23 protein-coding genes are annotated in these 26698 nt (G+C 53.1%); 9 read left to right on the forward strand and 14 right to left on the reverse strand.

The window, feature by feature from the left end:
* Positions 1–163: 163 nt before the first annotated feature.
* Both ftsI and rlmA read left to right on the forward strand, forming a co-directional pair.
* Entirely contained in the window at positions 164–1909 is a 1746-nt protein-coding gene (gene ftsI, locus HVZ39_RS11305; protein ID WP_181633606.1) for a peptidoglycan glycosyltransferase FtsI, read from the forward strand.
* A 63-nt stretch (positions 1910–1972) separates the two neighbouring features.
* Positions 1973–2782: a 23S rRNA (guanine(745)-N(1))-methyltransferase gene (rlmA, locus tag HVZ39_RS11310; RefSeq protein WP_047358297.1), complete on the forward strand. Its 810-nt coding sequence runs from the start codon at positions 1973–1975 to the stop codon at positions 2780–2782.
* Here rlmA and mntP read toward each other — a convergent pair.
* The 5 genes from mntP to manX all read right to left on the reverse strand — a co-directional run bounded on the left by mntP (position 2779) and on the right by manX (position 6983).
* Positions 2779–3345: a manganese efflux pump MntP gene (gene mntP, locus HVZ39_RS11315; RefSeq protein ID WP_016153398.1), complete on the reverse strand. Its 567-nt coding sequence runs from the start codon at positions 3343–3345 to the stop codon at positions 2779–2781. The two genes, rlmA and mntP, sit on opposite strands and share 4 nt — an antisense overlap.
* 433 nt (positions 3346–3778) lie before the next feature.
* Complete coding sequence (locus tag HVZ39_RS11320) at positions 3779–4237, reverse strand: DUF986 family protein (protein WP_016153397.1); 459 nt, start codon at positions 4235–4237, stop codon at positions 3779–3781.
* 60 nt (positions 4238–4297) lie between these two features.
* Positions 4298–5149, reverse strand: coding sequence for a PTS mannose transporter subunit IID (locus HVZ39_RS11325; RefSeq protein WP_016153396.1), 852 nt, complete (start codon positions 5147–5149; stop codon positions 4298–4300).
* Between the two features lie 12 nt (positions 5150–5161).
* Complete coding sequence (gene manY / locus HVZ39_RS11330) at positions 5162–5962, reverse strand: PTS mannose transporter subunit IIC (RefSeq protein ID WP_016153395.1); 801 nt, start codon at positions 5960–5962, stop codon at positions 5162–5164.
* Between the two features lie 58 nt (positions 5963–6020).
* Complete coding sequence (manX, locus tag HVZ39_RS11335) at positions 6021–6983, reverse strand: PTS mannose transporter subunit IIAB (RefSeq protein WP_016153394.1); 963 nt, start codon at positions 6981–6983, stop codon at positions 6021–6023.
* Between the two features lie 459 nt (positions 6984–7442).
* Here manX and yoaE point away from each other — a divergent pair, with 459 nt between their 5' ends.
* Positions 7443–9002 carry a CNNM family cation transport protein YoaE gene (gene yoaE, locus HVZ39_RS11340; RefSeq protein ID WP_016153393.1) on the forward strand — a complete coding sequence of 520 codons (1560 nt, stop codon included), beginning with the start codon at positions 7443–7445 and terminating at the stop codon, positions 9000–9002.
* A gap of 6 nt (positions 9003–9008) precedes the next feature.
* On the opposite strand, the gene HVZ39_RS11345 is transcribed toward yoaE, so the two are convergent.
* The 4 genes from HVZ39_RS11345 to pabB form a co-directional block, all read right to left on the reverse strand.
* Positions 9009–10610, reverse strand: a complete 1602-nt coding sequence (locus HVZ39_RS11345; RefSeq protein WP_016156794.1) for an EAL domain-containing protein — start codon at positions 10608–10610, stop codon at positions 9009–9011.
* Between the two features lie 130 nt (positions 10611–10740).
* On the reverse strand, positions 10741–12105 hold the full coding sequence (gene sdaA / locus HVZ39_RS11350; protein WP_016153391.1) for an L-serine ammonia-lyase: 1365 nt from the start codon (positions 12103–12105) through the stop codon (positions 10741–10743).
* A gap of 183 nt (positions 12106–12288) precedes the next feature.
* Positions 12289–12867 (reverse strand): CoA pyrophosphatase, encoded by a 579-nt coding sequence (locus tag HVZ39_RS11355; RefSeq protein ID WP_016153390.1) that lies wholly within the window; start codon positions 12865–12867, stop codon positions 12289–12291.
* Positions 12868–12870: 3 nt separating this feature from the next.
* Positions 12871–14232 (reverse strand): aminodeoxychorismate synthase component 1, encoded by a 1362-nt coding sequence (gene pabB / locus HVZ39_RS11360; protein WP_181548022.1) that lies wholly within the window; start codon positions 14230–14232, stop codon positions 12871–12873.
* A gap of 83 nt (positions 14233–14315) precedes the next feature.
* On the opposite strand from pabB, the gene HVZ39_RS11365 reads away from it, so the two are divergent.
* The gene (locus HVZ39_RS11365; protein ID WP_016153388.1) at positions 14316–14495 is read left to right on the forward strand and encodes a YoaH family protein; all 180 of its coding nucleotides are present in this window, start codon (positions 14316–14318) and stop codon (positions 14493–14495) included.
* A 6-nt stretch (positions 14496–14501) separates the two neighbouring features.
* Here the strand turns inward: HVZ39_RS11365 and HVZ39_RS11370 are convergent, their stop codons facing one another.
* Positions 14502–14846, reverse strand: coding sequence for a RidA family protein (locus HVZ39_RS11370; RefSeq protein WP_016153387.1), 345 nt, complete (start codon positions 14844–14846; stop codon positions 14502–14504).
* A gap of 141 nt (positions 14847–14987) precedes the next feature.
* Between HVZ39_RS11370 and HVZ39_RS11375 the strand changes: the two genes are divergently transcribed.
* From HVZ39_RS11375 to rnd, 5 genes are all read left to right on the forward strand, one after another.
* Complete coding sequence (locus HVZ39_RS11375) at positions 14988–16898, forward strand: ATP-dependent DNA helicase (RefSeq protein WP_016153386.1); 1911 nt, start codon at positions 14988–14990, stop codon at positions 16896–16898.
* 58 nt (positions 16899–16956) lie between these two features.
* The gene (gene tsaB / locus HVZ39_RS11380) at positions 16957–17652 is read left to right on the forward strand and encodes a tRNA (adenosine(37)-N6)-threonylcarbamoyltransferase complex dimerization subunit type 1 TsaB (RefSeq protein WP_094761103.1); all 696 of its coding nucleotides are present in this window, start codon (positions 16957–16959) and stop codon (positions 17650–17652) included.
* A 94-nt stretch (positions 17653–17746) separates the two neighbouring features.
* Entirely contained in the window at positions 17747–18331 is a 585-nt protein-coding gene (locus HVZ39_RS11385; protein WP_053389065.1) for a Slp family lipoprotein, read from the forward strand.
* A gap of 204 nt (positions 18332–18535) precedes the next feature.
* Positions 18536–20221 carry a long-chain-fatty-acid--CoA ligase FadD gene (fadD, locus tag HVZ39_RS11390; RefSeq protein WP_131346197.1) on the forward strand — a complete coding sequence of 562 codons (1686 nt, stop codon included), beginning with the start codon at positions 18536–18538 and terminating at the stop codon, positions 20219–20221.
* 84 nt (positions 20222–20305) lie between these two features.
* Positions 20306–21421 (forward strand): ribonuclease D, encoded by a 1116-nt coding sequence (rnd, locus tag HVZ39_RS11395; RefSeq protein ID WP_181633691.1) that lies wholly within the window; start codon positions 20306–20308, stop codon positions 21419–21421.
* A 49-nt stretch (positions 21422–21470) separates the two neighbouring features.
* Here rnd and HVZ39_RS11400 read toward each other — a convergent pair whose 3' ends face one another.
* From HVZ39_RS11400 to HVZ39_RS11415, 4 genes are all read right to left on the reverse strand, one after another.
* Positions 21471–22436: a PDR/VanB family oxidoreductase gene (locus HVZ39_RS11400; RefSeq protein ID WP_131405059.1), complete on the reverse strand. Its 966-nt coding sequence runs from the start codon at positions 22434–22436 to the stop codon at positions 21471–21473.
* Positions 22437–22506: 70 nt separating this feature from the next.
* Positions 22507–23631: a carnitine monooxygenase, oxygenase subunit YeaW gene (gene yeaW / locus HVZ39_RS11405; protein WP_003833746.1), complete on the reverse strand. Its 1125-nt coding sequence runs from the start codon at positions 23629–23631 to the stop codon at positions 22507–22509.
* 45 nt (positions 23632–23676) lie between these two features.
* Positions 23677–25278, reverse strand: coding sequence for a BCCT family transporter (locus HVZ39_RS11410; RefSeq protein WP_016153380.1), 1602 nt, complete (start codon positions 25276–25278; stop codon positions 23677–23679).
* A gap of 255 nt (positions 25279–25533) precedes the next feature.
* The gene (locus tag HVZ39_RS11415; RefSeq protein ID WP_016153378.1) at positions 25534–26616 is read right to left on the reverse strand and encodes a tartrate dehydrogenase; all 1083 of its coding nucleotides are present in this window, start codon (positions 26614–26616) and stop codon (positions 25534–25536) included.
* Between the last annotated feature and the right edge of the window lie 82 nt (positions 26617–26698).

Here is a 26698-nt window from a genome sequence, read left to right on the forward strand (position 1 = left end):
TTATGCGGGGCTTTTTAATTCAAATTACGTCAAAATATTACTGAATGCCCATCCATTAGCGCTTTGTTGCAAAGGCGTGATGTTCGTAGCATAGTTTTCCCCGCTTTCTTGCGGCATTTCTCGTTAAATCAGACACCTGAAAAACTATCTTGTTGGAGATCGGGTGAAAAAGAAAAACGACGGCGATGCGCGCAATTTTACTCCCGTACGTTTTGCCCTGCTTTGTGTGGCAATATTATTGAGCCTTGGATTGCTGCTGGGACGGGTTGCGTGGTTGCAAATTGTCACGCCGACGAATCTGGTAAAACAGGAAGACATGCGTTCCTTACGCGAGGTGTCCATCGCTTCGCCACGCGGAATGATAACCGACAGAGAAGGGCGACCGCTGGCGGTAAGCGTTCCGGTTAACGCCGTCTGGGCCGATCCGAAGACGATTATCAGCAAGGGTGGCGTTGGCTATAACGAACGTTGGCAGGCGTTAGCGAAGACGCTGCATATTTCTCTCAGCACGCTGGCTGAACGCGTTAACAGCAATCCAGCCGGGCGGTTTATCTATCTGGCGCGCCAGATCTCTCCTCAGCAGGCAGAATGGGTCGATAAACTGGATCTGCCGGGAATCAACCTGCGTGAAGAGTCCCGCCGCTTTTATCCCGCCGGACATGTTGCGGCCAATCTGATTGGTTTCACCAACATTGACGGTCAGGGGATTGAAGGGCTGGAGAAAAGCTTCAATAGCCAGTTGATGGGCAAACCTGGCTCCCGCCTGGTACGGAAAGACAAATTTGGCCATGTCATCGAAAATATCACGGAAGTGATGCCGGTGCCGGCGCATGAATTACAGCTCAGCATTGATGAGCGCTTGCAGACGGTTACTGAAGACGCGCTGGACAATGCCGTGACATGGAATAAAGCGGAATCAGGGGCCGCAGTGCTGGTCAACATTGCCACCGGCGAAATACTCTCCATGGCAAGCTTTCCCGATTTCAATCCCAATAACCGTGATGGCGCGGTACTGGATGATTTTCGTAATCGTGCAATTAGCGATACCTTTGAACCCGGTTCAACCGTAAAACCACTGGTGATTATGACCGCTCTGCAGCAGGGGATAGTACAGCCTGACAGCGTGATTGATACTCATCCTTTTATTGTTGATGGGCATCGCATCCGCGACGTCGGATTTTACCCGGAGCTATCGCTGACCGGGATCTTGCAGAAATCGAGCGATACCGGCGTGTCACACCTTTCGCTGGCGATGCCGGTACAGAAATTACTGAATACCTATAAAAGCTTTGGCTTTGGCGATCCAACCGGACTGGGTTTAACCGGGGAAAGCCGCGGATTAATGCCTCAACGCCGCTACTGGAGCGATCTGGACCGGGCAACCTTCGCATTTGGCTATGGATTAATGGTGACGCCGCTCCAACTGGCGCATGTATATGCCACCATCGGCAGTTTTGGTATCTATCGACCCCTTTCTATTACGCGTATCGATCCGCCGGTAATAGGTACGCGGGTGATGCCGGAGGCGTTGGTTCACCAGGTTGAACATATGATGGAAAGCGTCGCGCTACCCGGCGGCGGGGGAACCAAGGCCGCGGTCAGAGATTATCGCGTCGCGGTTAAGACCGGAACGGCAAAGAAAATTGGCGATGACGGCAAATATGTCGATAAATATGTGGCCTATACGGCGGGCGTTGCGCCAGCAAGCGACCCAAAGTTCGCGCTGGTTGTGGTTATAAATAACCCGCAAAACGGTGCTTATTATGGGGGGGCAGTCTCCGCGCCTGTATTCAGCCAGATAATGGGCGATGTCCTGCGTCTGGAAAACGTAAAGCCGGACGGTATGCCTCCCGACTCCGATCATCTGCTGGTAATGCACGGCAGCAACGTATCCTCGCCGTCGCTGTAAGTTATTTTCCCAGGGCGCAATTCGCGTTACACTTGCGCCCTTAAGTCACCTGCCGGAGTTGTCATGTCGTTTTCCTGTCCTCTTTGCCACCAGCCTCTTACTCAAGCGAATAACAGTTTTGTCTGCCCTGGGCGGCACCAGTTTGACGTGGCGAAAGAAGGGTATGTCAACTTACTGCCGGTTCAGCACAAACGGTCGCGCGATCCGGGTGATAGCGCGGAGATGATGCAGGCGCGCCGGGCATTTCTCGATGCCGGACACTATCAGCCGCTGCGCGATGCAATTGTGGATGCGCTCACCCAGAGGTTGAGTTCAGAAGATGCGGCGATCCTGGATATTGGCTGTGGGGAAGGGTATTACACCCATGCGTTTGCCGATGCGCTGACGGGCTGTACAACCTTTGGTCTTGACGTTTCTAAAGTGGCGATTAAGGCCGCAGCCCGACGTTATCCGCAGGTGACCTTTTGCGTTGCCTCCAGCCATCGCCTGCCGTTTGCCGACGAGTCAATGGATGCCATCATCCGGATCTATGCTCCCTGTAAAGCGCCGGAGCTGGCTCGCGTGGTCAAACCGGGTGGCTGGGTTATTACCGCCACGCCGGGTCCGCGTCATTTAATGGAGCTGAAAGGGCTGATTTATGATGAGGTGCGTTTGCATGCGCCACACACTGAGCAACTGGACGGTTTTGTTCTGCAAGAGAGTCTTGCGCTGGGGTATCAGATGCAGCTCAAAGGTAGCGAGGCCGTTGCGTTACTGCAAATGACGCCGTTCGCCTGGCGGGCAAAGCCGGAAGTGTGGGAAACGTTAGCCGGAAAAACGACGTTTGACTGCCAGACAGACTTTAGTATTCATATCTGGCAGCGCCTGAATTAACCGTGGAAGTGTGCCCAGAGGATCTGGGCGCCAATACCTATCAGTACCACCCCGCCCAAAATTTCAGCTCGCTTGCCCAGCATCGGGCCAATGAAACGACCGATCATCATGCCGAGCGTAGACATAATCAACGTGGCGCAGCCGATGGCCAGCGCTGTGGCAATAATGTTGACCTGCAGGAAAGCCAGACCCACCCCGACGGCCATTGCGTCGAGACTGGTTGCAATGGCGGTGGTGACCAGCAGCCAGAAGCCATGGCGGCGCTGTGGCTCTTCATCTTCATCCCCGTCGTCGCGAAAGCCTTCTATTATCATTCGTCCGCCTAAAAAGATCAGCAGAATGAAGGCGATCCAATGGTTCCACTCCAGTACAAATTTGCTGGCGAGCATACCCATGCCCCAGCCAATGAGCGGCGTAAGCGTTTCAACGGCGCCGAAAATAAGGCCGGTGCGCAGTGCTTCAGAAAATTTGGGTTTATGCAGGGTGGCGCCTTTGCCAATTGATGCAGCGAAAGCATCCATCGACATGCCGAAAGCAAGAAGAACAGTAGCGGTGAGATTCATAACAGCGTCCTGACCGGGGTATCCATAACACACATCACTGCCCCCAGTAACCATGCATACAGGCTGGAATCACTGTAAATACAGCGCCATTCAGGTATGCATTGCAGTTGATGTGCCTATGGTCTCGCCTGACTGAACCTGTAAGATCAGTCCGTACGCGCCACGTTTTTCAACGAGTATGTTGACACGTACATTTCCGGAGTCTGGAAATCGGCTACTCCCCAACGACGGGCGCAACCTTAACATATTTTGAGAATATAAAACAAGAAACGCAGAAATAATATTTGGCCTCTAATTGAAAACGATTTTCATTTAGATTTATTTATAAATAAAACGTTAAAATAAATAACATTATGAGCGGTGGGATATAGCCTTAGCTATGTTTATTTTTGAATGGATATATAAAAAACATAGTTCAGGCTATATTTGTAACTTATTGATTTGAAATTAAAAGTTTATATATGTTTTCGAGATCGTCTATATTCCGTACGCGAATCAGTAATCTTCGATGTTCTAATTGCATCACCAGGACACCGTCTTCAGATAAATTCATCTCTTTAATCCGGTTATATTCAATCCAGACATTGGCGAAAAAAAAGCCTTTTTGTTTGAAGATGATTTTTGGCGTACGGATCCAAAACAGATACAGTCCCATCAATACCAGTGCACATAATAACCATGTGGTAAATTGCGCGCCGTGGCTGGTGATGTTGTTGTAGATAAGAATAGCAATCAAGCCAAGGAAGATAACGCTGTCGACTCTGCTACGAGGAAGCAGGGCGACAGACAGCAGAGTAGGGCCATTACGGCGGGGCATGATGAACTGATCGTAAATGGCATACGCCAGCAGCGAAAAGATAAAAAGAACCAGCACCAGGTCCGTGATAGTCATGAATCCTCAACCCTCTAAATAGAAAAACCGGGGGCAAGCCCCCGGTGATGTACAACAGTCTTACAGGCCGAGCAGTCCGACAGCGTAGCCCGCGATACCGATGACGAAGAAGCCAACGATGATCCACAGCGGGTTCACTTTTTTACGCAGCAGCCACATACAGGCGAAAGTCAACAGCAGAGGAACCAGACCCGGCATCAGCTGGTCAAGGATAGTCTGCACAGTGGTGACGCGAGTCTGACCATCCTGACCGGTGATAGTGGAAACCACCAGCGGGATGTTTACGTGCGTCCACTTGTTAACCAATGCCCCCATGACAAACAGGCCGAGGATTGACGCCCCCTCAGTCAGTTTCTGCAGGAAGCCACCGCCCATATCTTTAACGATATCGATACCTTTACGGTAGCCGTATGCCACACCGTAGTAACGGGTTGCCAGACGAACCAGGTTAAACAGGATGAAGAACAGCAGTGGTCCAAGCAGACTGCCGCTCATCGCGATACCTGCGCCAAGTGCGGCGAATACCGGACGTACGGTACCCCAGAAGATCGGGTCGCCCACGCCTGCAAGCGGTCCCATCAGACCAACTTTGATACCGTTGATGGCACCATCGTCAATCTCTGCGCCGTTTGCACGCTGCTCTTCCATCGCCAGCGTAACGCCCAATACGGGGGCCGCTACGTACGGATGGGTATTAAAGAATTCCAGGTGACGCTTAATAGCCTGCTTACGTGCGTCGTTGTTTTCCGGGTACAAGCGGCGGATAGCCGGCACCATGGAGAAACAGAAACCCAGCGCCTGCATACGTTCGAAGTTCCAGGAACCCTGAAACAGGTTAGAACGAAGGAACACGCCACGAATGTCACTCGGAGTGAGTTTTTTCTCGGTGGTAGTTTTAGTCATATCAACCATTTCGCTCACCTGCTAGTCCAGTTCGTTATCGAGATCATTATTGCCAGCCGCAGCAGCAGGTGCACCGGCTACGCGGTTATATTTCGGGCTCAGCTGAATGTAGAGGATAGCCATTACTGCGCCAATCACACCCAGAGCAACCAGGTTGAAGTTAGTAAATGCCGCGGTGACGAAGCCGAGGTAGAAGAATGGCATCAGGTAGCCTGCGCGCATCATGTTGATGACCATCGCATAACCAACCACTACGATCATACCCCCTGCGATGTTCAGACCGCCGGTCACAACTTCCGGAATGGCATTAAGCATGCTCTGAACTTCACTGGTACCAACAGAAATCGCCACGATTACCGCCGGGATAGCGATACGCATAGCCTGCAGGAACAGGGAGGATACGTGCAGCCAGGAGATCGCCGTCAGGTTACCGTTTTCTGCCGCCTTATCCGCTGCGTGCTGGAATGCTACGGTGATAGTACGAACGATGATGGTCAGTACCTGGCCTGCTGCTGCCAGTGGGATAGCCAGCGCGATACCTGCACCAATGCTTTGGTGACCCGCGATAACCAGAACGGTAGAGATAATTGAGGCCAGTGCAGCATCAGGTGCAACCGCTGCACCGATGTTCATCCAGCCCAGGGCGATCATTTCCAGGGTACCACCGATGATGATACCGGTTTTCATATCACCGAGAACGGCACCAATCAGCGTACAGGCCACCAACGGACGGTGGAACTGAAATTCATCGAGTACCGACTCCATACCCGCGATACATGCGACGATGAACACCAGCACAATCTGAAGAGTGGTAATCTCCATTGTACTTCTCCTATTGCTATACAGACTTAAGTGTGAAAACTAAGTAAATGCCAGGGCGTTATTTCACCTTGGCAATCAAATCCATCATTTTCAGTTTCTGATCGGTAGAAACCTTACGAGCCTCGAGCTCAATACCGCGTTCGTTGAGTTTCTTGAAGGCTTCGATGTCTTTTTCATCGACAGAAATTGCGTTGTTTACCTGCGTTTTACCCTGACGGAAAGCCATACCGCCAATGTTTACAGAGGTAATTTTCACACCACCTTCAACGATACGTTCTACGTCGGTCGGGTTGGTAAACAACAGCATCACACGCTCACCTGCATATTTCGGGTTGTTGTAGACGCGGATCATTTTCGCGACATCAACCACATGCGCCGTCACACCCGGAGGTGCAACCTGGGTCAGCAGCGTTTTACGCACGGTATCGGCGGCAACTTCATCACTGACGACAATAATGCGTGTTACGTTGGTTTCTTTGGTCCAGCGAGTTGCCACCTGACCATGGATTAAGCGGTCATCAATACGCGCCAGGCCGATCTGCATATAATCGTTCGGCCCCATCGGTTTGGCGGGAGCTGCTGCTTTTGGCGCCGCGACTGGGGCTGGAGCGGCTTTCTCCACCGGTTTTGCTTTCAGCGCTTTCACGCCTTCGCTACCGGTTTCAACGGCCAGTGCTACTAATTCATCGAAGCTGGGGTTGTCATCACGCGCCATGAAGGTTTCAACCAGCATGGGAATGTTCACACCGGCGATGACTTCGTAATGCTCTTTATCGACGACAATGCGGCTCGCAGCGTTAAACGGGCTGCCTCCCCATGTGTCAACGAGAAACAGCACGCCTTTACTGGTATCGAGTTTTGCCAACTGAGCGTTGTACTTTTCAATCAGCGTTTCGGCATTTTCGCCTGGAACGAAATCGATCCAGCCGACGTTTTCCTGCTCGCCTAACAGCATTTCTGCTGTCTTAAGTAACTGCTCTGCAGCCCAACCATGTGTGCCTATTACAATAGCAATGGTCACTTGCTACCTCCTTTATTATCGTTAACACATCAACGTGAAGATGTATTTGAATCGTCGTCCGCAATCGAATCGATTCAGATAAGGGTTACAAAGAAAAACCTATGATTTTCGTGAATTATTTTAGATATCGAAAAAAATATTTTATGTGATGAAGATCCGTAATTTAACTTCCGATAAAAAGAAATTTCGAAGGGTAAAATATCTCCGAAACAACTTATTGCAAAGGAAGGTAAATCTTTGCTAAAAAATGGTTGTCTCTGTTATGTTTAGCATCGGTTTAATTACTCAGGAGTATAGGGCAGTAGCTCACCATATGGATCGTCACCGACGTCATTTCACTATCAGGCCGTATCAAGCCTGTCAGATTGGCACTTTTTGCCACAAATTTTCTCTGCATATCGCTTCAACGCCTGAGATCCTCAGCGCGCAGTTTGGTCATTCCTTAAGCAGGAGCTTGTCATGGAATTATTAATGGACCCGCAGATTTGGGTGGGTTTGCTCACGCTTGTCGTTCTCGAAATTGTTCTGGGTATCGATAACCTGGTCTTCATTGCGATCCTGGCTGATAAGCTGCCGCCAAAACAGCGAGATAAAGCGCGTTTAATCGGTTTGTCACTGGCACTGGTTATGCGCCTGGGCTTGTTGTCCGTGATTTCGTGGATGGTGACGCTAACTAAGCCGCTATTTACGGTAATGGACTATTCGTTCTCGGGGCGCGATCTGATCATGCTGCTGGGGGGGATTTTCCTCTTGTTCAAGGCCACGACAGAGCTGCATGAGCGGCTGGAAAACCGTGAACATGATACCGGCCAGGCAAAAGGGTATGCGAGTTTTTGGGTTGTTGTGACGCAGATTGTCATCCTCGATGCGGTGTTCTCGCTGGATGCCGTTATTACGGCGGTCGGTATGGTCAACCATCTGCCGGTGATGATGGCGGCGGTCGTGATTGCTATGGCCGTGATGCTGCTGGCTTCTAAGCCGCTGACACGATTTGTGAACCAACATCCGACGGTGGTGGTGCTGTGTCTGAGCTTCCTGTTAATGATCGGTCTGAGCCTGGTTGCCGAAGGGTTTGGCTTCCATATTCCGAAAGGCTATCTGTATGCGGCGATTGGCTTCTCAATCATCATTGAGTTGTTTAACCAGATTGCCCGTCGGAACTTTATTCGCCACCAGTCGACGCTGCCGCTGCGTGCGCGCACTGCCGATGCAATCCTGCGTCTGATGGGGGGTAAAAGTCAGGCCAGCGCGCAGATGGAATCCGACAACCCGGTGCCGGTTCCCGTCCCGGAAGGCGCATTTGTGGAAGAAGAACGCTATATGATCAACGGCGTCCTTTCTCTGGCATCGCGTTCATTACGCGGCATTATGACGCCTCGTGGCGAAATTAGCTGGGTTGATGCAGACCTGAGCGTGGAGGAAATTCGCGAGCAATTGCTCTCGTCACCACACAGCCTGTTCCCGGTGTGTCGTGGCGAACTGGATGAAATCATCGGTATTGTGCGTGCTAAAGAGCTGCTGGTCGCGCTGGAAGACGGTGTGGATGTGGCGGCCATTGCCTCTGCGTCTCCGGCTATTATTGTCCCGGAAACGCTGGATCCTATCAATCTGTTAGGTGTTCTGCGACGCGCCCGCGGCAGCTTTGTTATCGTCACTAACGAGTTTGGTGTAGTCCAGGGTCTGGTCACGCCGTTGGACGTATTAGAAGCTATTGCCGGTGAATTCCCGGATGCTGATGAAACGCCTGAAATTATTGCTGATGCAGGCGGTTGGTTGGTGAAAGGTGGTACCGATCTGCATGCGTTGCAACAGGCGCTGGACGTGGATACGTTAGTGAATGAAGATGAAGACATCGCCACGGTGGCAGGTTTAGTCATTGCCGCTAACGGCCATATTCCACGCGTAGGTGATGTTATCGATGTTGCACCGTTGAGCATTACGATTGTCGAAGCCAATGACTATCGTGTGGATTTAGTTCGCATTGTTAAAGAACAACCCGCTCACGACGAAGACGAGTAAGCGGGGTTAGCGAAACGGCATAACGTGCATACTGTGTCGCCCGTTATGCCGGGCGGGCGGCGGCGTGCTGCCCGCCAGCCATTTGGGAAAATCGCGCAGCGGCATCGGCTTTGCGTACAAAAAGCCTTGCAATAAATGTACGCCGTGTCGGCGTAAATGCTGTGCCTGCGCCTGTGTTTCAACGCCTTCCGCCACCAGTTCGATATTCAGTTTTTTCCCCAGAGCGATAATGATGTCTGTGACGGTTGAGTTCACGGCGTCTGTCCCGATTGCCGAGGTAAATGATTTATCAATCTTCAGCACATCCGGTCGAAGCTTTTCCAGCCAGGAGAGCGAGCTGTTGCCGGTGCCGAAATCGTCAATTGCCAGCTTTACGCCAAGCCGATTTAACTCGCGCACGACCCGATAATCCACATCCAGTAACGCATCGCGCTCGGTGAGTTCGATAACCAACTGCTGAATAGGGTGCTGGCTGAACCAGTACTGGTTGAGATCTTTTAGCAGCGTACCGTTACGAAAATGGCTGGCGGCAACATTTATCCCAATATGAAACTGGCTGCTCATCGGGAATACGTGCCGTTGCTGAATGGTTTCTGCGATGACATGACGGGTAAGCGGCACAATCAGGTTGTGCTCCTCTGCGATGGGAATAAACACTTCGGGAGAGATCCAACCCTGGCGCGGGTTATTCCAGCGTAAAAGGATTTCCACTCCCATACATTGCTGGGTTTGCGCATTAAGTAGCGGCTGGCAAAACAGCTCGAATTCCCGTGCAGCAAGGGCCAGATTTATCTCCCAGGAGAAGCTCATTCTGCTGGCGGTCGCCAGCCATGCCAGGTAGCCCACTAAAAAACTTAGGATCACCGCCAGCGGCAGTTGTGTTGGTAGATGTTTTATAGCCAGTTCGCTGGCACCCGGACCGGTGACGCTGATAGTAAAGGGGAAATGTTGCGATGAGAGCTGGTAGCGTTTTTCATTATCCAGTTCAGGTAGCGTATCGACAACACCCTGTCCATATAGCAAATGGCGATTACCGACGGTTAAGCTGGCATGGGTAATTTGCGGTGGCTGGGGTTCAAGCAACATGGACGATAATAAATCAATGTTAACGATTTCCAGCACGCCATCTGAGCCATCGGCAGATGCTGGATACCATTGCGTCAGAATCGGACTGCCCTTAATCAACGAATGGTCGGTAGACAGCAGCAATTGCGGCTCCCGACTGGGTAATTCAGGCTCCAGTTGGCGAATAGGCACATTGCGATAGCCAAAAATGCTGGAACAATAAAGGATCCCGCTCTGAATCAGGCTGATAGAACGTACCGTTTGCAGTCTGGCTGCATGCTTACTCAGAGGTAAACGCGCAACTGAGCAGGGAAGCCCAATCAGCGGTAGCAGTACATCGCGTCCAGTCTGTAGGGGCAAAAGCACGTCATCCAACTCTTCAACGGCGTGGTTGGCAAAGGTAACGGTATTGCGATGATTTAAATTACGCTCCGAAATAAATCGGACAGTTAATGTGAGAATGAGCGTCAGTAGTGCACATAGTGTGCAGACGATTAAGCGATTCCGGCGATAGTTCTTGATGATCCTTTGCGCTGTTTGCATGCGGGCCGCCCGATAAGCCGTTGGTCACAGTAGCCAACAGCAACAGAGCAAGTGTAGTGGGGAAAATTACGCCAGACGAGGGAGATGGGGCAAATTCGCCCATCCGTCGCAGATGGGCGAAAAATAAGTATTAGTCACATTGAACTTTGATTGCCAGACCACCGCGTGACGTTTCACGGTATTTGGCGTTCATGTCTTTACCTGTTTCGTACATGGTCTCAATGACTTTATCCAGCGAGACGCGCGGAGCGCTGGTACGGCGCATTGCCATACGCGCAGCGTTGATCGCCTTCACTGACGCAATGGCATTACGTTCGATGCACGGAACCTGTACCTGTCCCGCCACCGGATCGCAGGTTAAGCCGAGGTTATGTTCCATGCCGATTTCAGCAGCAACACACACCTGCTCAGGGCTCGCGCCTAACAGTTCAGCCAGACCCGCGGCAGCCATGGAACAGGCTACGCCCACTTCACCCTGACAACCCACTTCTGCACCAGAGATAGACGCGTTCATTTTATACAACGCGCCAATCGCGCCGGCCGCCAGGAAATAACGGGTATAGATATCCGGGCTGACGGACTCGATGAAATGATCGTAATAGGCCAGTACCGCAGGCACGATACCGCAAGCACCGTTGGTTGGCGCAGTGACTACGCGACCACCCGCGGCATTTTCTTCGTTAACGGCCAGCGCGAACATGTTCACCCAGTCGATCACGTTCATCGGATCGTTGGACAGCTTATCGCTGGAAACCAGCATACGACGCAGGGCTGAAGCACGACGAGGAACGCGCAGCGGACCCGGCAGCACGCCTTCGGTGTTCATACCACGATCGATACAAGCCTGCATGGTTTGCCAGACGTTACCAAAGTACTCTTCAATCTCTTTTTTACTGTGCAGAGCAAGTTCGTTCTGCATCGCCATGCCAGAGAGAGACAGGCCGGTGCTGTTGCAGTATTCCAGCATTTCGGTGGCGGATTTGAACGGATAAGGCACACTGACCTCGCCCGCGGCATCCTGACCAAAATGTTCTTCATCAACGATGAATCCACCGCCGATAGAGTAGTAGGTTTTGCTGTAAATGACGGTTTCGCCACTGTACGCGTGGATCTGCATTCCGTTTTCATGCAGCGGCAGGTTGCCGTTGTGAAAACGCATTCCGTCATTCTGCGGGAAATCCACTTCGTGTTGACCCTGCGCAAGCAGCAGGCGTCCACGCGTTTCCACGTCGCGGATAAATCCGGGGATGCTGTCAATATCTACGGTAGCAGGCTCATTGCCCGCCAGACCCATAATAATGGCGATATCGGTATGGTGACCTTTACCCGTGAGCGACAGTGAACCATACACGTCGACGGCGACACGAGTAACGCTGTCCAGTAATCCTTTTTCGACCAGGTCATCGACGAACTGTTTACCCGCCTTCATAGGCCCTACGGTATGGGAAGATGAGGGACCAATCCCCACCTTAAACATGTCGAATAGACTAATCACGATAATACTCCTACAGGGCGACTGGGGTTTCCAGTAACGATGTTATAACTGCGCATAGTGTAAGAGGGAACGCGGCGATCGGCTTAACTATTCACATGAATTAAACTAATAGATAACCGCGGTTTTACTAATGTTGTGACCTGAGTTTCAAGTTGTCTATGGTGTGCGTAAAGATAAGTATAGTCAGGGCTTGACGCCAATTTGCAGCGCCAGCTCACGAATTATTCCGGCGGTCATTCCCCAGACGAAATATTGCTCATACCAGGAAAGCCATACACGATGTGAATCGCCGCGACGGTAGATATCCAGCGGATGATAACGACCTAAATGCAGGGCTTGTGCCAGCGGCATTTCGAACACGGCGGAAACTTCATCAACACTTGCGCGATACGGCAAATTTGGCGGGATAATGCCTACCACCGGCGTGACCTGGAAACCGGTCACACTGTCGACCGGCGGCAGAACGCCAATCACCTCAACGCAGGATGGTGGGATCGCCACTTCTTCCTGCGCTTCGCGAAGGGCGGCGGCAATTAACGAGGCATCGCTGCTATCCACCGCGCCGCCGGGAAAGGCGACCTGTCCAGCATGCTTGCGCAGATGAACGGAACGCTGAGTTAACAGTAACCCCGGCTGTGCACGACGCACGACGGGGATCAGTACGGCGGCCTGACGCTGGTTTAACGCAGTATGATTAACCTGCGGGCGCAGGAGTTGAAAGCGCGATAAAAAATCATCAAGCGTCAGGCTGCTGTATTCCACGTGTCAGTTCTCCAGTTGGTGCAAAATACGATTCACTTTATCAAACGTTTCCTGATACTCCGCATCTTCCTGGCTGTCCGCCACAATGCCACCGCCAGCGGAACAATAAATGCGTCCGTTGGTGGCTGTCAGCGTGCGAATGGTGATGCTGGTATCCATATTGCCGCAAAAGCTCAGATAGCCAATGCTACCGCACCAGGCGTTGCGTCTTTGCGGTTCCAGTTCGTCAATAATTTCCATTGCCCGAACTTTTGGCGCACCGGTAATAGAGCCGCCGGGGAAGGCGGCACGCAGCAGGTCAGTGGCGTGCAATGACTCTGGCAGACGCGCGGTAATGGTGCTGACCAAATGATGAACGGCAGGGAACGGTTCGACAACGAACAGTTCCGGAACCTGTACCGAACCGGGTTCGGCAACGCGGCCGATATCATTACGCATTAAATCGACGATCATCAGGTTTTCCGCCTGATCCTTTGGGGAGTTCGCCAGTGATTGAGCCTGCTGACGATCGGCATCGGCATCTTCAAGTCTGGGCAGCGTGCCTTTAATCGGACGCGTCTGGATGTGCTGGTTTTCCAGCAGAATAAAACGCTCAGGTGAAAGGCTGAGAATCGCCCCCTCCTCAAGACGTATAAACGCACTGAACGGGGCGCGGTTCGCATGGTTGAGACGTACAAACGCCAACCACTCATCTCCTTGATAATGCGCCTGAAAACGCTGGGCAAGATTGACCTGATAGCAATCGCCGCTGTGCAGATAACGCTGCACCTGACGGAACCTTTCACCATACTGCTCGCGGGTCATGTTGGACTGCCACGAAGATGTTAACGAAAACGGTTCGCGCACGGGTATCTGTTGATTTTCCAGCCAACGGCGTCGTGCCTGTACATCGGAGTGGCTAAGTAGCGACACCCTTTGCAACTGATGATCGACAATCAGCGCCCAATCGTAAATGCCAACCGCCATGTCCGGTAGCGTGATATCCTGTTCGGCTTCCGTTGGCAGAGATTCAAAACGACGGCCTAAGTCATAACCGAACAGACCCAATGCGCCTCCCTGGAAGGGAAAATCGGGATTATAATCGGGCTGAATAGTCAGCGATGTCAGCGCCGAACGTAAAACCGTCATCGGATCATCAACCGTTTGCATAGTGCCGTGATGGTCATGCACAACGGTCTCTTCTGCATGTGTGACCAGCGTGGTAATAGGGTCGGCGACCAGAATATCAAAGCGATTATGCGGATGGTCGGCATGGCCTGAATGCAAAAGCATTGCCCAGGGCTGGTGGCTTAATGTGGCAAAATAGTGCTCAGCGGCGTCCAGACGCCAGGGGAGTGTGATTACAGCGGGAGATAACGTCTTCATCAGTCCTGACTCGTTGCTACTTCACTGGCTATGTGCCGGGTAGCATGAAATAATTAGCGCTAATAATTTAGCAGGAGTTCACCATGATTGCAGGTTTACCTTCACTCACGCACGATCAGCAGCAACAGGCGGTTGAACGCATTCATGAACTGATATCCCAGGGGATGAGCAGTGGCGAGGCGATTACGAAAGTGGCTGCTGAATTACGCGCCAGCCATACCGGCGAGCGGATCGTGGCGCGTTTTGAAGATGAAGACGAATAACGCCGCTTATACCGCAGCGATAATCTTAATTTCAACTTTGTATTTCGGGTTCATTAACCCGGCCTGAACGGTACAACGTACCGGCGCGTGACCAGCAACAACCCATGCGTCCCAGGCTTTGTTCATGGCGGCAAAATCATTTTTGTCCGCCAGGAACAGGGTGGCATCAAGAATACGTGACTTGCTGCTGCCCTGTTTTTCCAGCACCGCATCAATTTGCGCCAGCGTATTTGCCGTTTGCTCAAAGGCGTCGGCATCCAGATTTTCCGGTACGCCGGTGTAATACAACGTGTTGTTGTGGATAACCACGTCGGACCAACGCGCTTCGGCATCAATGCGCACAATCGTCATAAATCATTCCTCATTTACGTTTTTTCATAATGGCTTCGGGTTGCGCCAAGACTGCCATAATGTTGTGTCCACGTCACCTCTTCAACTGGCGAAAGAGCCGCTGGCCTGACATAATCCCTGTTCAAATGAACAGGGGGCAGTGTGACGGACGATTTTGCAGCAGACGGTCAGTTGGCTAAAGCGATACCCGGTTTTAAACCGCGTGAACCACAGCGGCAGATGGCCTTCGCCGTCAGTCATGCTATTGAAAAATCACAGCCGCTTGTTGTCGAAGCCGGAACAGGAACGGGTAAAACCTACGCTTATCTTGCCCCTGCGCTGCGTGCCGGAAAGAAAGTGATCGTCTCCACGGGCTCGAAGGCGTTGCAGGATCAGCTATACAGCCGCGATTTACCCACAGTAGCGAAGGCTCTGGAATTCACGGGTAAACTGGCGCTGCTGAAAGGGCGTTCAAACTATCTGTGTCTTGAGCGTCTCGAACAACAGGCGCTGGCGGGCGGTGATCTGCCGGTACAAACTTTAAGTGACGTCATTCTGCTACGCTCCTGGTCAAATCAAACCCTTGATGGTGACATCAGCACCTGCGTCAGCGTGGCGGAAGACTCTCAGGCCTGGCCGCTGGTGACGAGCACAAATGATAATTGCCTTGGGAGCGACTGCCCGCTGTACAAAGAGTGCTTTGTCGTGAAAGCGCGCAAGAAGGCGATGGATGCGGATGTCGTCGTGGTAAACCACCATCTGTTTCTCGCTGATATGGTGGTGAAAGAGAGTGGGTTTGGCGAGCTGATCCCGGAAGCTGAAGTGATGATCTTCGATGAAGCGCATCAGTTACCGGATATCGCCAGCCAGTACTTTGGTCAATCGCTCTCCAGTCGCCAACTGCTGGATCTGGCGAAAGACATCACCATTGCCTATCGCACCGAGCTGAAAGACACTCAGCAGCTTCAAAAATGCGCCGACCGACTGGCGCAAAGCGCGCAGGACTTCCGCCTGCAGTTGGGCGAGCCGGGCTATCGAGGAAACTTGCGGGAACTGCTGGCCGACCCGCGCGTGCAGCGCGCGTTTTTGTTGCTCGATGACACGCTGGAGCTGTGTTACGACGTGGCGAAACTGTCTCTCGGACGTTCCGCCTTGCTGGATGCCGCGTTTGAACGTGCCACGCTTTACCGTGCTCGTCTGAAGCGCCTGAAAGAGATCAACCAGCCAGGTTTCAGCTACTGGTATGAATGCACCTCGCGCCATTTCACCCTTGCGCTGACGCCGCTCACGGTGGCGGATAAATTCAAAGAAGTGATGGAACAGAAGCCGGGCTGCTGGATTTTTACCTCCGCGACGCTGTCGGTAAACGATGATCTTCATCATTTCACCGCGCGGCTGGGTATTGAAGATGCCGAGTCGATGCTGCTGCCAAGTCCATTTGATTACACCCGCCAGGCGCTGCTGTGCGTGCCGCGTAATCTCCCGCAAACCAACCAACCGGGAGCGGCGCGTCAGCTGGCATCCATGCTGCGTCCCATTATCGAAGCGAACAACGGTCGCTGCTTTATGCTGTGTACCTCGCACGCGATGATGCGCGATCTGGCGGAACAATTCCGCGCCACCATGACCCTTCCCGTGCTGCTGCAGGGCGAAACCAGTAAAGGGCAACTGTTACAGCAGTTTGTCAGCGCAGGTAATGCGTTACTGGTTGCCACCAGCAGCTTCTGGGAAGGGGTGGACGTGCGTGGCGATACGTTGTCGCTGGTGATTATTGATAAACTGCCGTTCACCTCGCCCGACGATCCGCTGTTAAAAGCACGGATGGAGGACTGCCGTTTGCGCGGCGGCGATCCGTTTGAAGACGTTCAGTTGCCGGATGCGGTAATCACCCTGAAACAGGGCGTGGGGCGTCTGATTCGTGACGCCGACGACCGCGGGGTGCTGGTGATTTGCGACAACCGTCTGGTGATGCGACCTTACGGTGCCACTTTCCTGGCAAGCCTTCCGCCTGCGCCGCGGACACGTGATATTGCTCGCGCTGTTCGTTTTCTTGCCATACCAACGACTGAGTAATTTGTTACGGAGTGTGGTAAGATGCGCGCCAAATTTATTGACCTGATCACAAACACCCATGCGAATTCTGGCTATCGATACCGCCACAGAGGCGTGCTCTGTTGCCCTGTGGAATGACGGTACTACCAAGGCTCATTTCGAGCTTTGCCCACGAGAACACACCCAACGAATTTTACCAATGGTTGAGGAAATCCTGGCCGCTGGCGATCTCACGTTAACCGATATCGACGCTCTGGCGTTTGGTCGCGGTCCTGGCAGTTTCACCGGTGTACGTATTGGGATTGGCATTGCTCAGGGGCTGGCGTTAGGCGCGAATTTACCGATGATCGGCGTTTCCACCCTGGCAACAATGGCGCAGGGAGCCTGGCGTAAGTCGGGCGCGACCCGCGTACTGGCCGCGATCGACGCGCGAATGGGCGAAGTCTATTGGGCCGAATACCTGCGTGATGAGCACGGCAACTGGCACGGTGAAGAAACCGAAGCGGTGCTAACCCCCGAGCAGGTGCATGCGCGTTTACTGCAACTGTCTGGCGAGTGGGTAACGGTCGGAACGGGCTGGCCTGCCTGGCCTGAGCTCGGTAAAGACAGCGGTCTGACGCTGAGCGATGGCGACGTTTTGCTTCCGGCGGCTGAAGATATGCTGCCTGTTGCCACGCAAATGCTGGCTGCCGGTAAGACCGTGGCGGTTGAACATGCGGAACCGGTTTATTTACGTAACACCGTGGCATGGAAGAAACTTCCCGGTAAAGAATGAATCTTAGTAGTACATCCCCGGTTAATTCGCACAGCCGTCAGTGCGCAGCATGGTGAATTGGTCGGGGCAGAAGCTAAGAAAAGGGAGTCGCAATATGGCGGTGCAAAAGCAGTTATTGAAAGGTCTGTTGGCGGGCGCATTCGCGTTAATGCTTAGCGGTTGTGTCACCATCCCGGACGCGATTAAAGGTTCGAGCCCTACGCCGCAGCAGGATCTGGTGCGGGTTATGAATGCCCCGCAGCTGTATGTCGGACAGGAAGCGCGTTTCGGCGGTAAAGTGGTGGATATTCAGAACCAGCAGGGGAAATCCCGTCTGGAAATTGCCACTGTTCCTCTTGATAGCGGGGCGCGACCGGTGCTGGGCGAAGCCTCCCGCGGGCGAATTTATGCTGATGTAAATGGCTTCCTCGACCCGGTGGACTTCCGCGGTCAACTGGTTACCGTCGTCGGTCCGATTAGCGGTACTGTGGATGGAAAAATCGGTAATACGCCGTATAAATTCATGCTGATGCAGGTAACTGGCTATAAACGCTGGCATATTACTCAGCAAATTGTTATGCCGCCTCAGCCGATCGACCCCTGGTTCTACGGTGCGCGTGGCTGGCCTTACGGTGGCTACGGTGGATGGGGATGGTACAATCCCGGCCCGGCACAGGTTCAGACCATAGTAACTGAGTAACTCTTTGTTTTATGAGTAAAAGAAACAGCGGCTCGTCCGCTGTTTCTGCATTAACGTGGATATAAGAAAAATAAATAGTGACGTGCTTCGCAACCTTGTCGTTGTGTAATAAACAAACTGGTACGCTGAGTTAATATTATGTTAACAGTTTGTTTATTGCCTGGGGTTGTGATGACGACGAATACGCATTTTAGAGGTGATGTATTGAAAAAGGTTTGGCTTAACCGTTATCCCGCTGGTGTTCCTGCGGAGATCAATCCTGACCGTTATCAATCCCTGGTGGAACTCTTTGAACACTCAGTAAGACGGTATGCCGATCAGCCCGCGTTTGTAAACATGGGGGAGGTGATGACCTTCCGCAAGCTTGAAGAGCGTAGCCGGGCATTTGCGGCCTATTTGCAACAGGGACTCGGGCTGAAGAAGGGCGATCGCGTCGCATTGATGATGCCGAACCTGCTGCAATATCCGGTCGCACTGTTTGGGATTTTACGTGCCGGCATGATCGTCGTGAACGTGAACCCGCTGTACACGCCCCGCGAGCTGGAACATCAGCTCAACGACAGCGGCGCGTCGGCGATTGTCATCGTGTCTAACTTTGCCCACACGCTGGAAAAAGTCGTCGACAAAACGTCGGTGCAACACGTGATCCTGACGCGTATGGGGGATCAGCTGTCGACCGCCAAAGGGACGTTGGTTAACTTTGTCGTCAAGTATATCAAGCGTCTGGTGCCGAAATATCACCTGCCGGATGCCATCTCATTTCGTAGTGCGCTGCAAAACGGTTATCGCATGCAGTATGTGAAACCCGAAGTAGTGTCGGAAGATCTGGCGTTCCTGCAATATACCGGGGGGACTACCGGTGTGGCGAAGGGCGCGATGCTTACGCACCGTAACATGCTGGCTAACCTTGAGCAGGTTAATGCCACTTATGGCCCGTTGCTGCATCCGGGTAAAGAACTGGTGGTGACGGCCCTACCGCTGTATCACATTTTTGCGCTGACGATGAACTGTCTGCTGTTTATTGAGCTGGGCGGTCAAAACCTGCTGATTACCAACCCGCGTGATATTCCGGGACTGGTAAAAGAGCTGGCGAAGTATCCGTTCACCGCTATGACCGGCGTCAACACGCTGTTTAACGCGCTGCTGAATAACAAAGAGTTCCAACAACTGGACTTCTCGTCACTGCACCTTTCGGCAGGCGGCGGGATGCCGGTTCAACAGGCGGTAGCTGAACGTTGGGTGAAGCTGACCGGTCAGTATCTGCTGGAAGGCTATGGCCTGACGGAGTGTGCCCCTCTGGTGAGCGTCAACCCTCATGATATCGACTACCACAGCGGCAGTATCGGGTTACCGGTTCCTTCCACCGAGGTCAAACTGGTGGATGACGACGATAACGAAGTGCCGCCGGGAGAACCGGGCGAACTGTGCGTGAAAGGTCCGCAAGTGATGCTGGGCTACTGGCAGCGACCAGACGCCACCGACGAAATCGTCAAAGACGGCTGGCTGCACACCGGCGATATTGCGGTGATGGATAATGAAGGCTTCCTACGTATTGTCGATCGTAAGAAAGATATGATCCTGGTGTCCGGCTTTAACGTCTATCCAAATGAAATTGAAGACGTGGTTATGCAACATCCTGGCGTACAGGAAGTGGCTGCGGTCGGCGTTCCGTCGGGCAGCAGCGGTGAAGCGGTGAAAATTTTCGTGGTGAAGAAAGATGCCTCGTTAACTGATGAGGCGCTTATCACTTTCTGTCGTCGTCACCTGACGGGCTATAAAGTACCGAAGCTGGTGGAGTTTCGCGACGAGTTGCCGAAATCTAACGTCGGTAAAATTTTGCGACGAGAATTACGTGACGAAGCGCGCGCCAAAGTGGACAATAAAGGCTGAGCGTTAAGTCAGCCAGTAGAAAACGCCGGGTAATCCGGCGTTTTTTTTGGCGCAAACCTAAGAGAGCACGATTTGAATTATCAAATGATCACCACGGACGACGCGTTAGCCACGCTGTGCGAAGCCGTCCGTGAATTTCCGGCGATAGCCCTGGATACCGAATTTGTTCGCACACGTACCTATTATCCGCAGTTGGGGCTGATCCAGCTGTTTGATGGCAAACACGTTGCTCTGATTGATCCACTAGGGATCACCGACTGGTCGCCCCTGCGCGATATTCTGCGTGATACCGCCATCACCAAATTCCTGCATGCGGGAAGTGAAGACCTGGAAGTGTTTCTCAACGCTTTTGGCGAACTTCCGCAGCCGTTAATTGACACACAAATCCTGGCCGCGTTTTGCGGTCGTCCGCTGTCGTGGGGCTTCGCCTCGATGGTGGAAGAGTTTACGGGTGTGGCGCTCGACAAAAGTGAATCGCGTACCGACTGGCTGGCCAGACCGCTGACCGAGCGTCAGTGCGAATACGCGGCGGCTGACGTCTGGTATCTGTTACCGATAACCACAAAACTGATGGCTGAAACCGAAGCCAGCGGCTGGCTGCCAGCTGCGCTGGACGAATGCCGCTTAATGCAGCAGCGTCGCCAGGAGATTCTGGCGCCGGAAGACGCCTGGCGTGACATCACCAACGCATGGCAACTGCGCACCCGTCAGCTAGCCTGCCTGCAACTGCTTGCCGACTGGCGACTGCGTAAAGCACGCGAGCGCGATCTGGCGGTAAACTTCGTGGTGCGTGAAGAGCACCTGTGGGCGGTGGCGCGTTATATGCCGGGCAGCCTGGGTGAACTGGATAGCCTGGGTCTTTCCGGGAGCGAAATTCGTTTCCACGGTAAAACGCTGATCACCCTGGTAGAAAAGGCACAGGCTTTACCGGAAGAGTCGCTACCGCAGCCGCTGCTGAATTTGATGGATATGCCAGAGTATCGCAAGGCGTTCAAAGCCATCAAAGCGCTGGTTGCCGAGGTGAGTGCGGAACATAATCTCAGCGTCGAACTGCTTGCTTCGCGTCGCCAGATCAACCAGTTGCTCAACTGGCACTGGAAATTAAAGCCGCAGCAATCCCTGCCAGAGCTGGTTTCCGGCTGGCGTGGCGAATTGATGTCCGATCGCCTCAACGCGCTGCTGCAGGAATACCCGCAGTAAGTCACCAGGCTCGCCGGGTCGCGCGTTTGCTGACCCGGCCTGCGCAACGCTACAGATCGAGCACCAGGCGCTTACCTTTGGCGCGCGAGCAGCAGATGAGCATGCTTTGCTGGCTGGCTTTTTCGTCGTCGCTGAAATACTGATCGCGGTGATCCGCTTCCCCTTCGAGAATCGTCGTTTCGCAGGTGCCGCAAACACCTTCCCGGCACAGGCACTCAACCCGGGCGGCTTTGTTATTTTCGATAACCTGCAAAATGGTCATCTCTTCCGGGACCACAAACTCGCGCCCGGAACGCGCCAGCACCAGGGTGAAGGCGTCGCCGCCTTTCTCTTCCACGGCAAATTGTTCGAAATGTAGGGTATTGCTGTCCAGCCCAAGGCGGGAAGCCGCTTCTCTGACAGCATCGTTGAGCACCGCAGGGCCACAGGTGTAGATATGCGTGCCGGGTTCAACATCTGCCAGCAGACGGGCTAAATCGAGGCGGGTGCCTGCGTTCGACAGGTGCAGATGAATGCGATCGGCGCTGGGGTGTTGCATGAGTTCGTCATGAAACGCGCAGGTCTCCTGGCTGGGAGAGCAATAGTGCAGTTGCCATTGCGTCTGAGATTGTTCCAGCTCCGGGAGTTGCGATAAAAACGGTGTGATGCCGATACCTCCGGCAATCAACAGATGTTTTTGTGCCTGAGGGGCGAGGGCGAAGAGATTGTTTGGTGTGGAGATCGTGAGCGTGTCGCCGGGCTTCACGTTTTGATGCAGATATCGTGAGCCGCCTTTGGACGCTTCCTCCAGGCGTACGGCAATTTTATAGGCGCGCGTATCGCGTGGTGAACTCATCAGCGAGTACGCATTGCTGTACAGGTTCTCGCCATCGCGCATCTGCACGATAATATGGCTGCCACCCTGAAACGCAGGCAGCGACTCGCCTGAGGTCGCCGTTAAGGTGAAGCATTTTACCTGCGCGGTAATCGTCTCAATCCGGCTGACCCGGACTTCTTGCATTTGATAATCAGACATTGCGGCCTCCCTAAAAAATCTGTCCGACGCGCCTCAGCGACGCGCCGGAATCTGTCGTTACAGCCCCGGGTTATTCCTGAAAAACCTGGGCGACCAGATTATGGAAATGGGCAATGCCATGCTCGGAGATGCCGCTGCCGCTGGTGTCCGCCATAATGCGTCCCTGGCCGCGATACCCGCGCGATTTCAGCCCTTTTTGTACGCTTTCAACCAGACGTAAATCTTCAGGACGAAAGACGTTGCGATACCATTCGATCAGTTGTTTCTGCTCTTCGGTCAGCTCTTCGTTGGTGAAGTAGATGTCATAGTTTTGCAGCGTGGTTTCCGCATCTACCGGGAATTCGTAGATAACGGTCATCATGCCTTTGATTGGCGTCACGTTGAGCATGGTGCACGGCCACAGCCAGAAACCGTGGAAGGCGGCATCAACTCCTTCTTCGAACTTAAATGACTGCTCTGAAGGTTTGGCGAAACCGTATTGCAGCGTCCAGTTGCCGTGCATGGTATGCCAGTAACGGTCAACCTGGACTGAGTCGGAAAAACCTGGATGGGCCGGACCGCAGTGGTAGCACTCCAGATAGTTATCGACAATATTCTTCCAGTTGGCTGGGGTACGAGTCGTAAAGCGCGCAGCAAGTTTCAGGTCATGCACGTCTGGGCAGGCTTCGATAACTTTGTCCGCAAGACCAGGGAGTTGTTCTTCCACGCTGCCCGCATTCGGATCCATGTTTATAAACACGAATCCGGCATATTCTTCCAGGCGTACCGGTGTAAGGTGCGCTTTTTCGCTGTCGAAGTTGGCGACGTTTTCGCAGTTACGCGCATGCGCCAGATTGCCGTCAAGTTTGAACGCCCATGCGTGGTAAGGGCAGGTAATCACATTTTTCGCTTTCCCCTCGCCGCTCAACAGCTGATGACCGCGATGCGGGCAGACGTTGTAGAATGCCCGCAGCACGTTATCGCGACCACGTACCAGCACGATATTCTCGCCAATCACTTCTCGGGTAACATAATCATTGGGTTTCGCCAGTTCGCTACTGTGGGCGACGCAAATCCAGCTTTTAGCGAACACCTTTTCTTGTTCGTGTTCGAAAGCCTGATGGTCGGTATAAAACCGGGCCGGGATAGTCCAGGCATCCTGCGGGTTGGCACAGAAATTTTGCGGCAGAATAAACTCAGGGCTCAGATTGCTCATTGGAATACCTTTAATTTGTGAGTAAGAGGATTTTTGTACTGGCGCTTAATTGTCGCCTTTGAGTAGTGTCCCGGCCGGTGGCGCGACCGGGACGTCAACTGGCGCTTCGGGAATATGACTTTCAATTTGATGCGCAGGAACGTGGGCATAGTCCTGCCGTACCCAGCGCAGAAAACCGCCAACCTTCACCAACAGGATGGCGAGGAATGGAAGAGCGGTCAGAACCACCGTGGTCTTCATGGTTTCCAGGGACGCGCCGGTGAACAAAATCGATAATGGGATCAGGGTGATAACCACGCACCAGAACAGACGAAGACTGCGCTGCGGATCTTCCCCTTCCTGCAGGTTGCGCGTGCTGGTGGCCGCCATGGTGTAGGCCACAGCATCCATGTGTGAGGCGAGGAATATAATCATGATCGCCAGATACGCCACCAGAAACAGTTTCCCGGCAGGCAACGACATCAACACTTGCTGTACGGCCGTCTCACCACCCAGCGTCGCCATAACCTGCGGTACGTCGATCACACCGTTCACAAACTGGTGAATGGAGTAGCTTTCCATCACGCCAAAGAAGAACCAGCAGCCAACAGTGCTACCGAGGATTAATGCCCAGATAACCTCTTTGATTTTGCGACCACGGGATACGCGAGTGACAAACATTGCCACGCCCGGCGTGTAGGAGATCCACCACAGCCAGTAGAACACCGTCCAGTTACGGGTGAACTCACCGTTGCCAAGCGGGTCGGTGAAGAGGCTCATTTGCAAAAAATTTTGTGTCGTCAGGCCGATGGCGTTGATGATGTTGTTGGTGATGAACTCGGTCGGGCCGACGATCAGCACCAGCAGCGGCAGTAAAAATGCCCCCCAGCCGACCATTTTGCTCAGACGTTGCAAACCGTTATTGATGCCAATCCAGGAGCTCAGGCAGAAAATGCCGCCAGAGAACAGGATCACAAACGCCTGCACCGTGAAGTTATCCGGTAACCCCGTCAGGGCAGACAAACCGCGGGTAAAGGTGGCGGCGGTGACGACCAGAGAGATAGTTAACGCGCCAACTGTCGCGATCAGGAACATCAGGTCAACCAGGCGACCCCAGACACCCTGCGGATGCACGCCGGTAATGGCGGCGATAATCCCGGACAGGCTCAGTCCTTTGTTTTTACGCACATGGAAGTGGTAGGCCATGGTTAATGAGGCCAACGTGTAGGTCGCCCATGCGCTGATCCCCCAATGGAAAAAGGAGTAGGGCAGGCTGTATTCCAGCGCTTTTTGCGAGTGCGGCGCGATATTCAGACCTGGGGTCTGGTAATAATAGGCCCACTCAGCAACGCCCCAGTAGAGCGTGGAAGAGCCTAATCCGGCGCATATAAACATAAACAGCCAGGAGAGCGTGCTGTATTCCGCTTTACCTTCTCCCAGACGGATGTTGCCGTATTTGCTGGTAGCCAGCCAGACGACCAGACCCATAGCCATCAGAACGAGGATCTGCACGGCGGAACCCAGCATCCGGGTAACGCCGTTAAAAAGGGTATTTGCGACTTGTGCAGACTGCTGAGGGAAGAGACTAAGTGTGGCGGCGATGAAAAGAATAGCCACCAGGCTGATGGCTATCAGCGGCATGTCTTTTTTCTTGACGTTGCTCAACATGGGATCTCCTGGGCACAGTTGCCCGCGTATGGCATTAGCCTGTCGTTGTTATCATGCTGTAGGGGTAGAATGAGTTACTTTATATTTAACAATTTTATTATTTGTTCTTTACATGAATTAAACAATTGCCCGATGCGTGAAGCAATAAAACACGGAACGGAAATAATAAAAGGTGAATTGGCGCAGGTTATTGGCTCCACAAAACGCATAAAAAAGCCGCGTCAGTGACGCGGCTCATATTTCGTGGTTTGACCTCTAACGTAGTGCCTGACAGATGGCTTCTCCCACCTGTTGCGTGGTGGCGCTGCCTTTCATATCCGGCGTTTTCGGGCCACTGGCAATAACGTGCTCAATTGCCGCCAGAATACCGTCGTGGGCAGCCTTATAGTTGGCATCACCCTTGCCAAGGAAGTCCAGCATCATGGCGCCAGCCCAGATAGTGGCAATCGGGTTGGCGATGTTTTTTCCGTAAATATCGGGGGCCGAACCATGCACCGGCTCGAACAGGGACGGGAAGGTGCGTTCCGGGTTTAAGTTGGCAGAAGGTGCGATGCCAATCGTCCCGGTACAGGCCGGACCCAGATCGGAGAGGATGTCGCCGAACAGGTTGGAGGCAACCACAACGTCAAAGCGCTCCGGCTGCATCACAAAGCGGGCGCATAATATATCGATATGCTGTTTATCCCAACGGATCTCAGGATAGTTAGCCGCCATTGCTTCAACACGCTCGTCCCAGTAAGGCATGCTGATGGCCAAACCATTGGATTTGGTCGCCGAGGTCAGGGTTTTGCGCGGGCGGTTTTGCGCCAGCTCGAAAGCGTAACGCAATATACGATCTACGCCGCGACGGGTGAAGACCGACTCCTGGATAACCACCTCGTGTTCCGTTCCTTCACTCACGCGTCCGCCGAGAGAAGAGTATTCTCCCTCGGTGTTCTCGCGTACGACGTAGAAATCAATGTCGCCTGGCTGCTTGCCCGCCAGTGGGCAAGGGACTCCCGGAAACAGGCGTACCGGACGCAGGTTGACGTACTGGTCGAATTCGCGGCGAAACTTAAGCAGCGAGCCCCATAAAGAGATGTGGTCCGGTACGGTGTCCGGCCAGCCAACGGCGCCAAAATAGATAGCATCAAAGGATTGCAACTGCTCATGCCAGTCATCCGGCATCATTTTACCGTGATGGGTGTAGTACTCGCAGCTCGCCCATTCCATTTGCTCAAAGCTGAGCGACAACCCCCAACGCTCGGCGGCTGCCTGTAACACATGAATGCCTTCAGGCAGCACTTCTTTACCAATGCCATCTCCGGGGATAGCGGCAATACGACAGGTTTTCTTCATAGCAGCTCTCACTTGTACGCCATCAAAATTGACTTTCCCTTTATCCTATAATTGACTGATTAAGAGTTAATCCCCCTAACTG

The organism is Citrobacter sp. RHB35-C21, from assembly GCF_013816515.1.
Taxonomy (GTDB): domain Bacteria; phylum Pseudomonadota; class Gammaproteobacteria; order Enterobacterales; family Enterobacteriaceae; genus Citrobacter; species Citrobacter braakii.

Coding starts and splice junctions, on each gene's coding strand:
- HVZ39_RS11325 (WP_016153396.1), bottom strand. CDS start 5,149: ATGGTTGATATGACTAAAACTACCACCGAGAAAAAACTCACTCCGAGT.
- manY (WP_016153395.1), bottom strand. CDS start 5,962: ATGGAGATTACCACTCTTCAGATTGTGCTGGTGTTCATCGTCGCATGT.
- pabB (WP_181548022.1), bottom strand. CDS start 14,232: ATGAAGACGTTATCTCCCGCTGTAATCACACTCCCCTGGCGTCTGGAC.
- HVZ39_RS11365 (WP_016153388.1), top strand. CDS start 14,316: ATGATTGCAGGTTTACCTTCACTCACGCACGATCAGCAGCAACAGGCG.
- HVZ39_RS11415 (WP_016153378.1), bottom strand. CDS start 26,616: ATGAAGAAAACCTGTCGTATTGCCGCTATCCCCGGAGATGGCATTGGT.
- HVZ39_RS11370 (WP_016153387.1), bottom strand. CDS start 14,846: ATGACGATTGTGCGCATTGATGCCGAAGCGCGTTGGTCCGACGTGGTT.
- tsaB (WP_094761103.1), top strand. CDS start 16,957: ATGCGAATTCTGGCTATCGATACCGCCACAGAGGCGTGCTCTGTTGCC.
- HVZ39_RS11345 (WP_016156794.1), bottom strand. CDS start 10,610: ATGCAAACAGCGCAAAGGATCATCAAGAACTATCGCCGGAATCGCTTA.
- rlmA (WP_047358297.1), top strand. CDS start 1,973: ATGTCGTTTTCCTGTCCTCTTTGCCACCAGCCTCTTACTCAAGCGAAT.
- mntP (WP_016153398.1), bottom strand. CDS start 3,345: ATGAATCTCACCGCTACTGTTCTTCTTGCTTTCGGCATGTCGATGGAT.
- yeaW (WP_003833746.1), bottom strand. CDS start 23,631: ATGAGCAATCTGAGCCCTGAGTTTATTCTGCCGCAAAATTTCTGTGCC.
- rnd (WP_181633691.1), top strand. CDS start 20,306: ATGATCACCACGGACGACGCGTTAGCCACGCTGTGCGAAGCCGTCCGT.
- yoaE (WP_016153393.1), top strand. CDS start 7,443: ATGGAATTATTAATGGACCCGCAGATTTGGGTGGGTTTGCTCACGCTT.
- HVZ39_RS11410 (WP_016153380.1), bottom strand. CDS start 25,278: ATGTTGAGCAACGTCAAGAAAAAAGACATGCCGCTGATAGCCATCAGC.
- HVZ39_RS11385 (WP_053389065.1), top strand. CDS start 17,747: ATGGCGGTGCAAAAGCAGTTATTGAAAGGTCTGTTGGCGGGCGCATTC.
- HVZ39_RS11400 (WP_131405059.1), bottom strand. CDS start 22,436: ATGTCTGATTATCAAATGCAAGAAGTCCGGGTCAGCCGGATTGAGACG.
- HVZ39_RS11320 (WP_016153397.1), bottom strand. CDS start 4,237: ATGACTATCACGGACCTGGTGCTGGTTCTTTTTATCTTTTCGCTGCTG.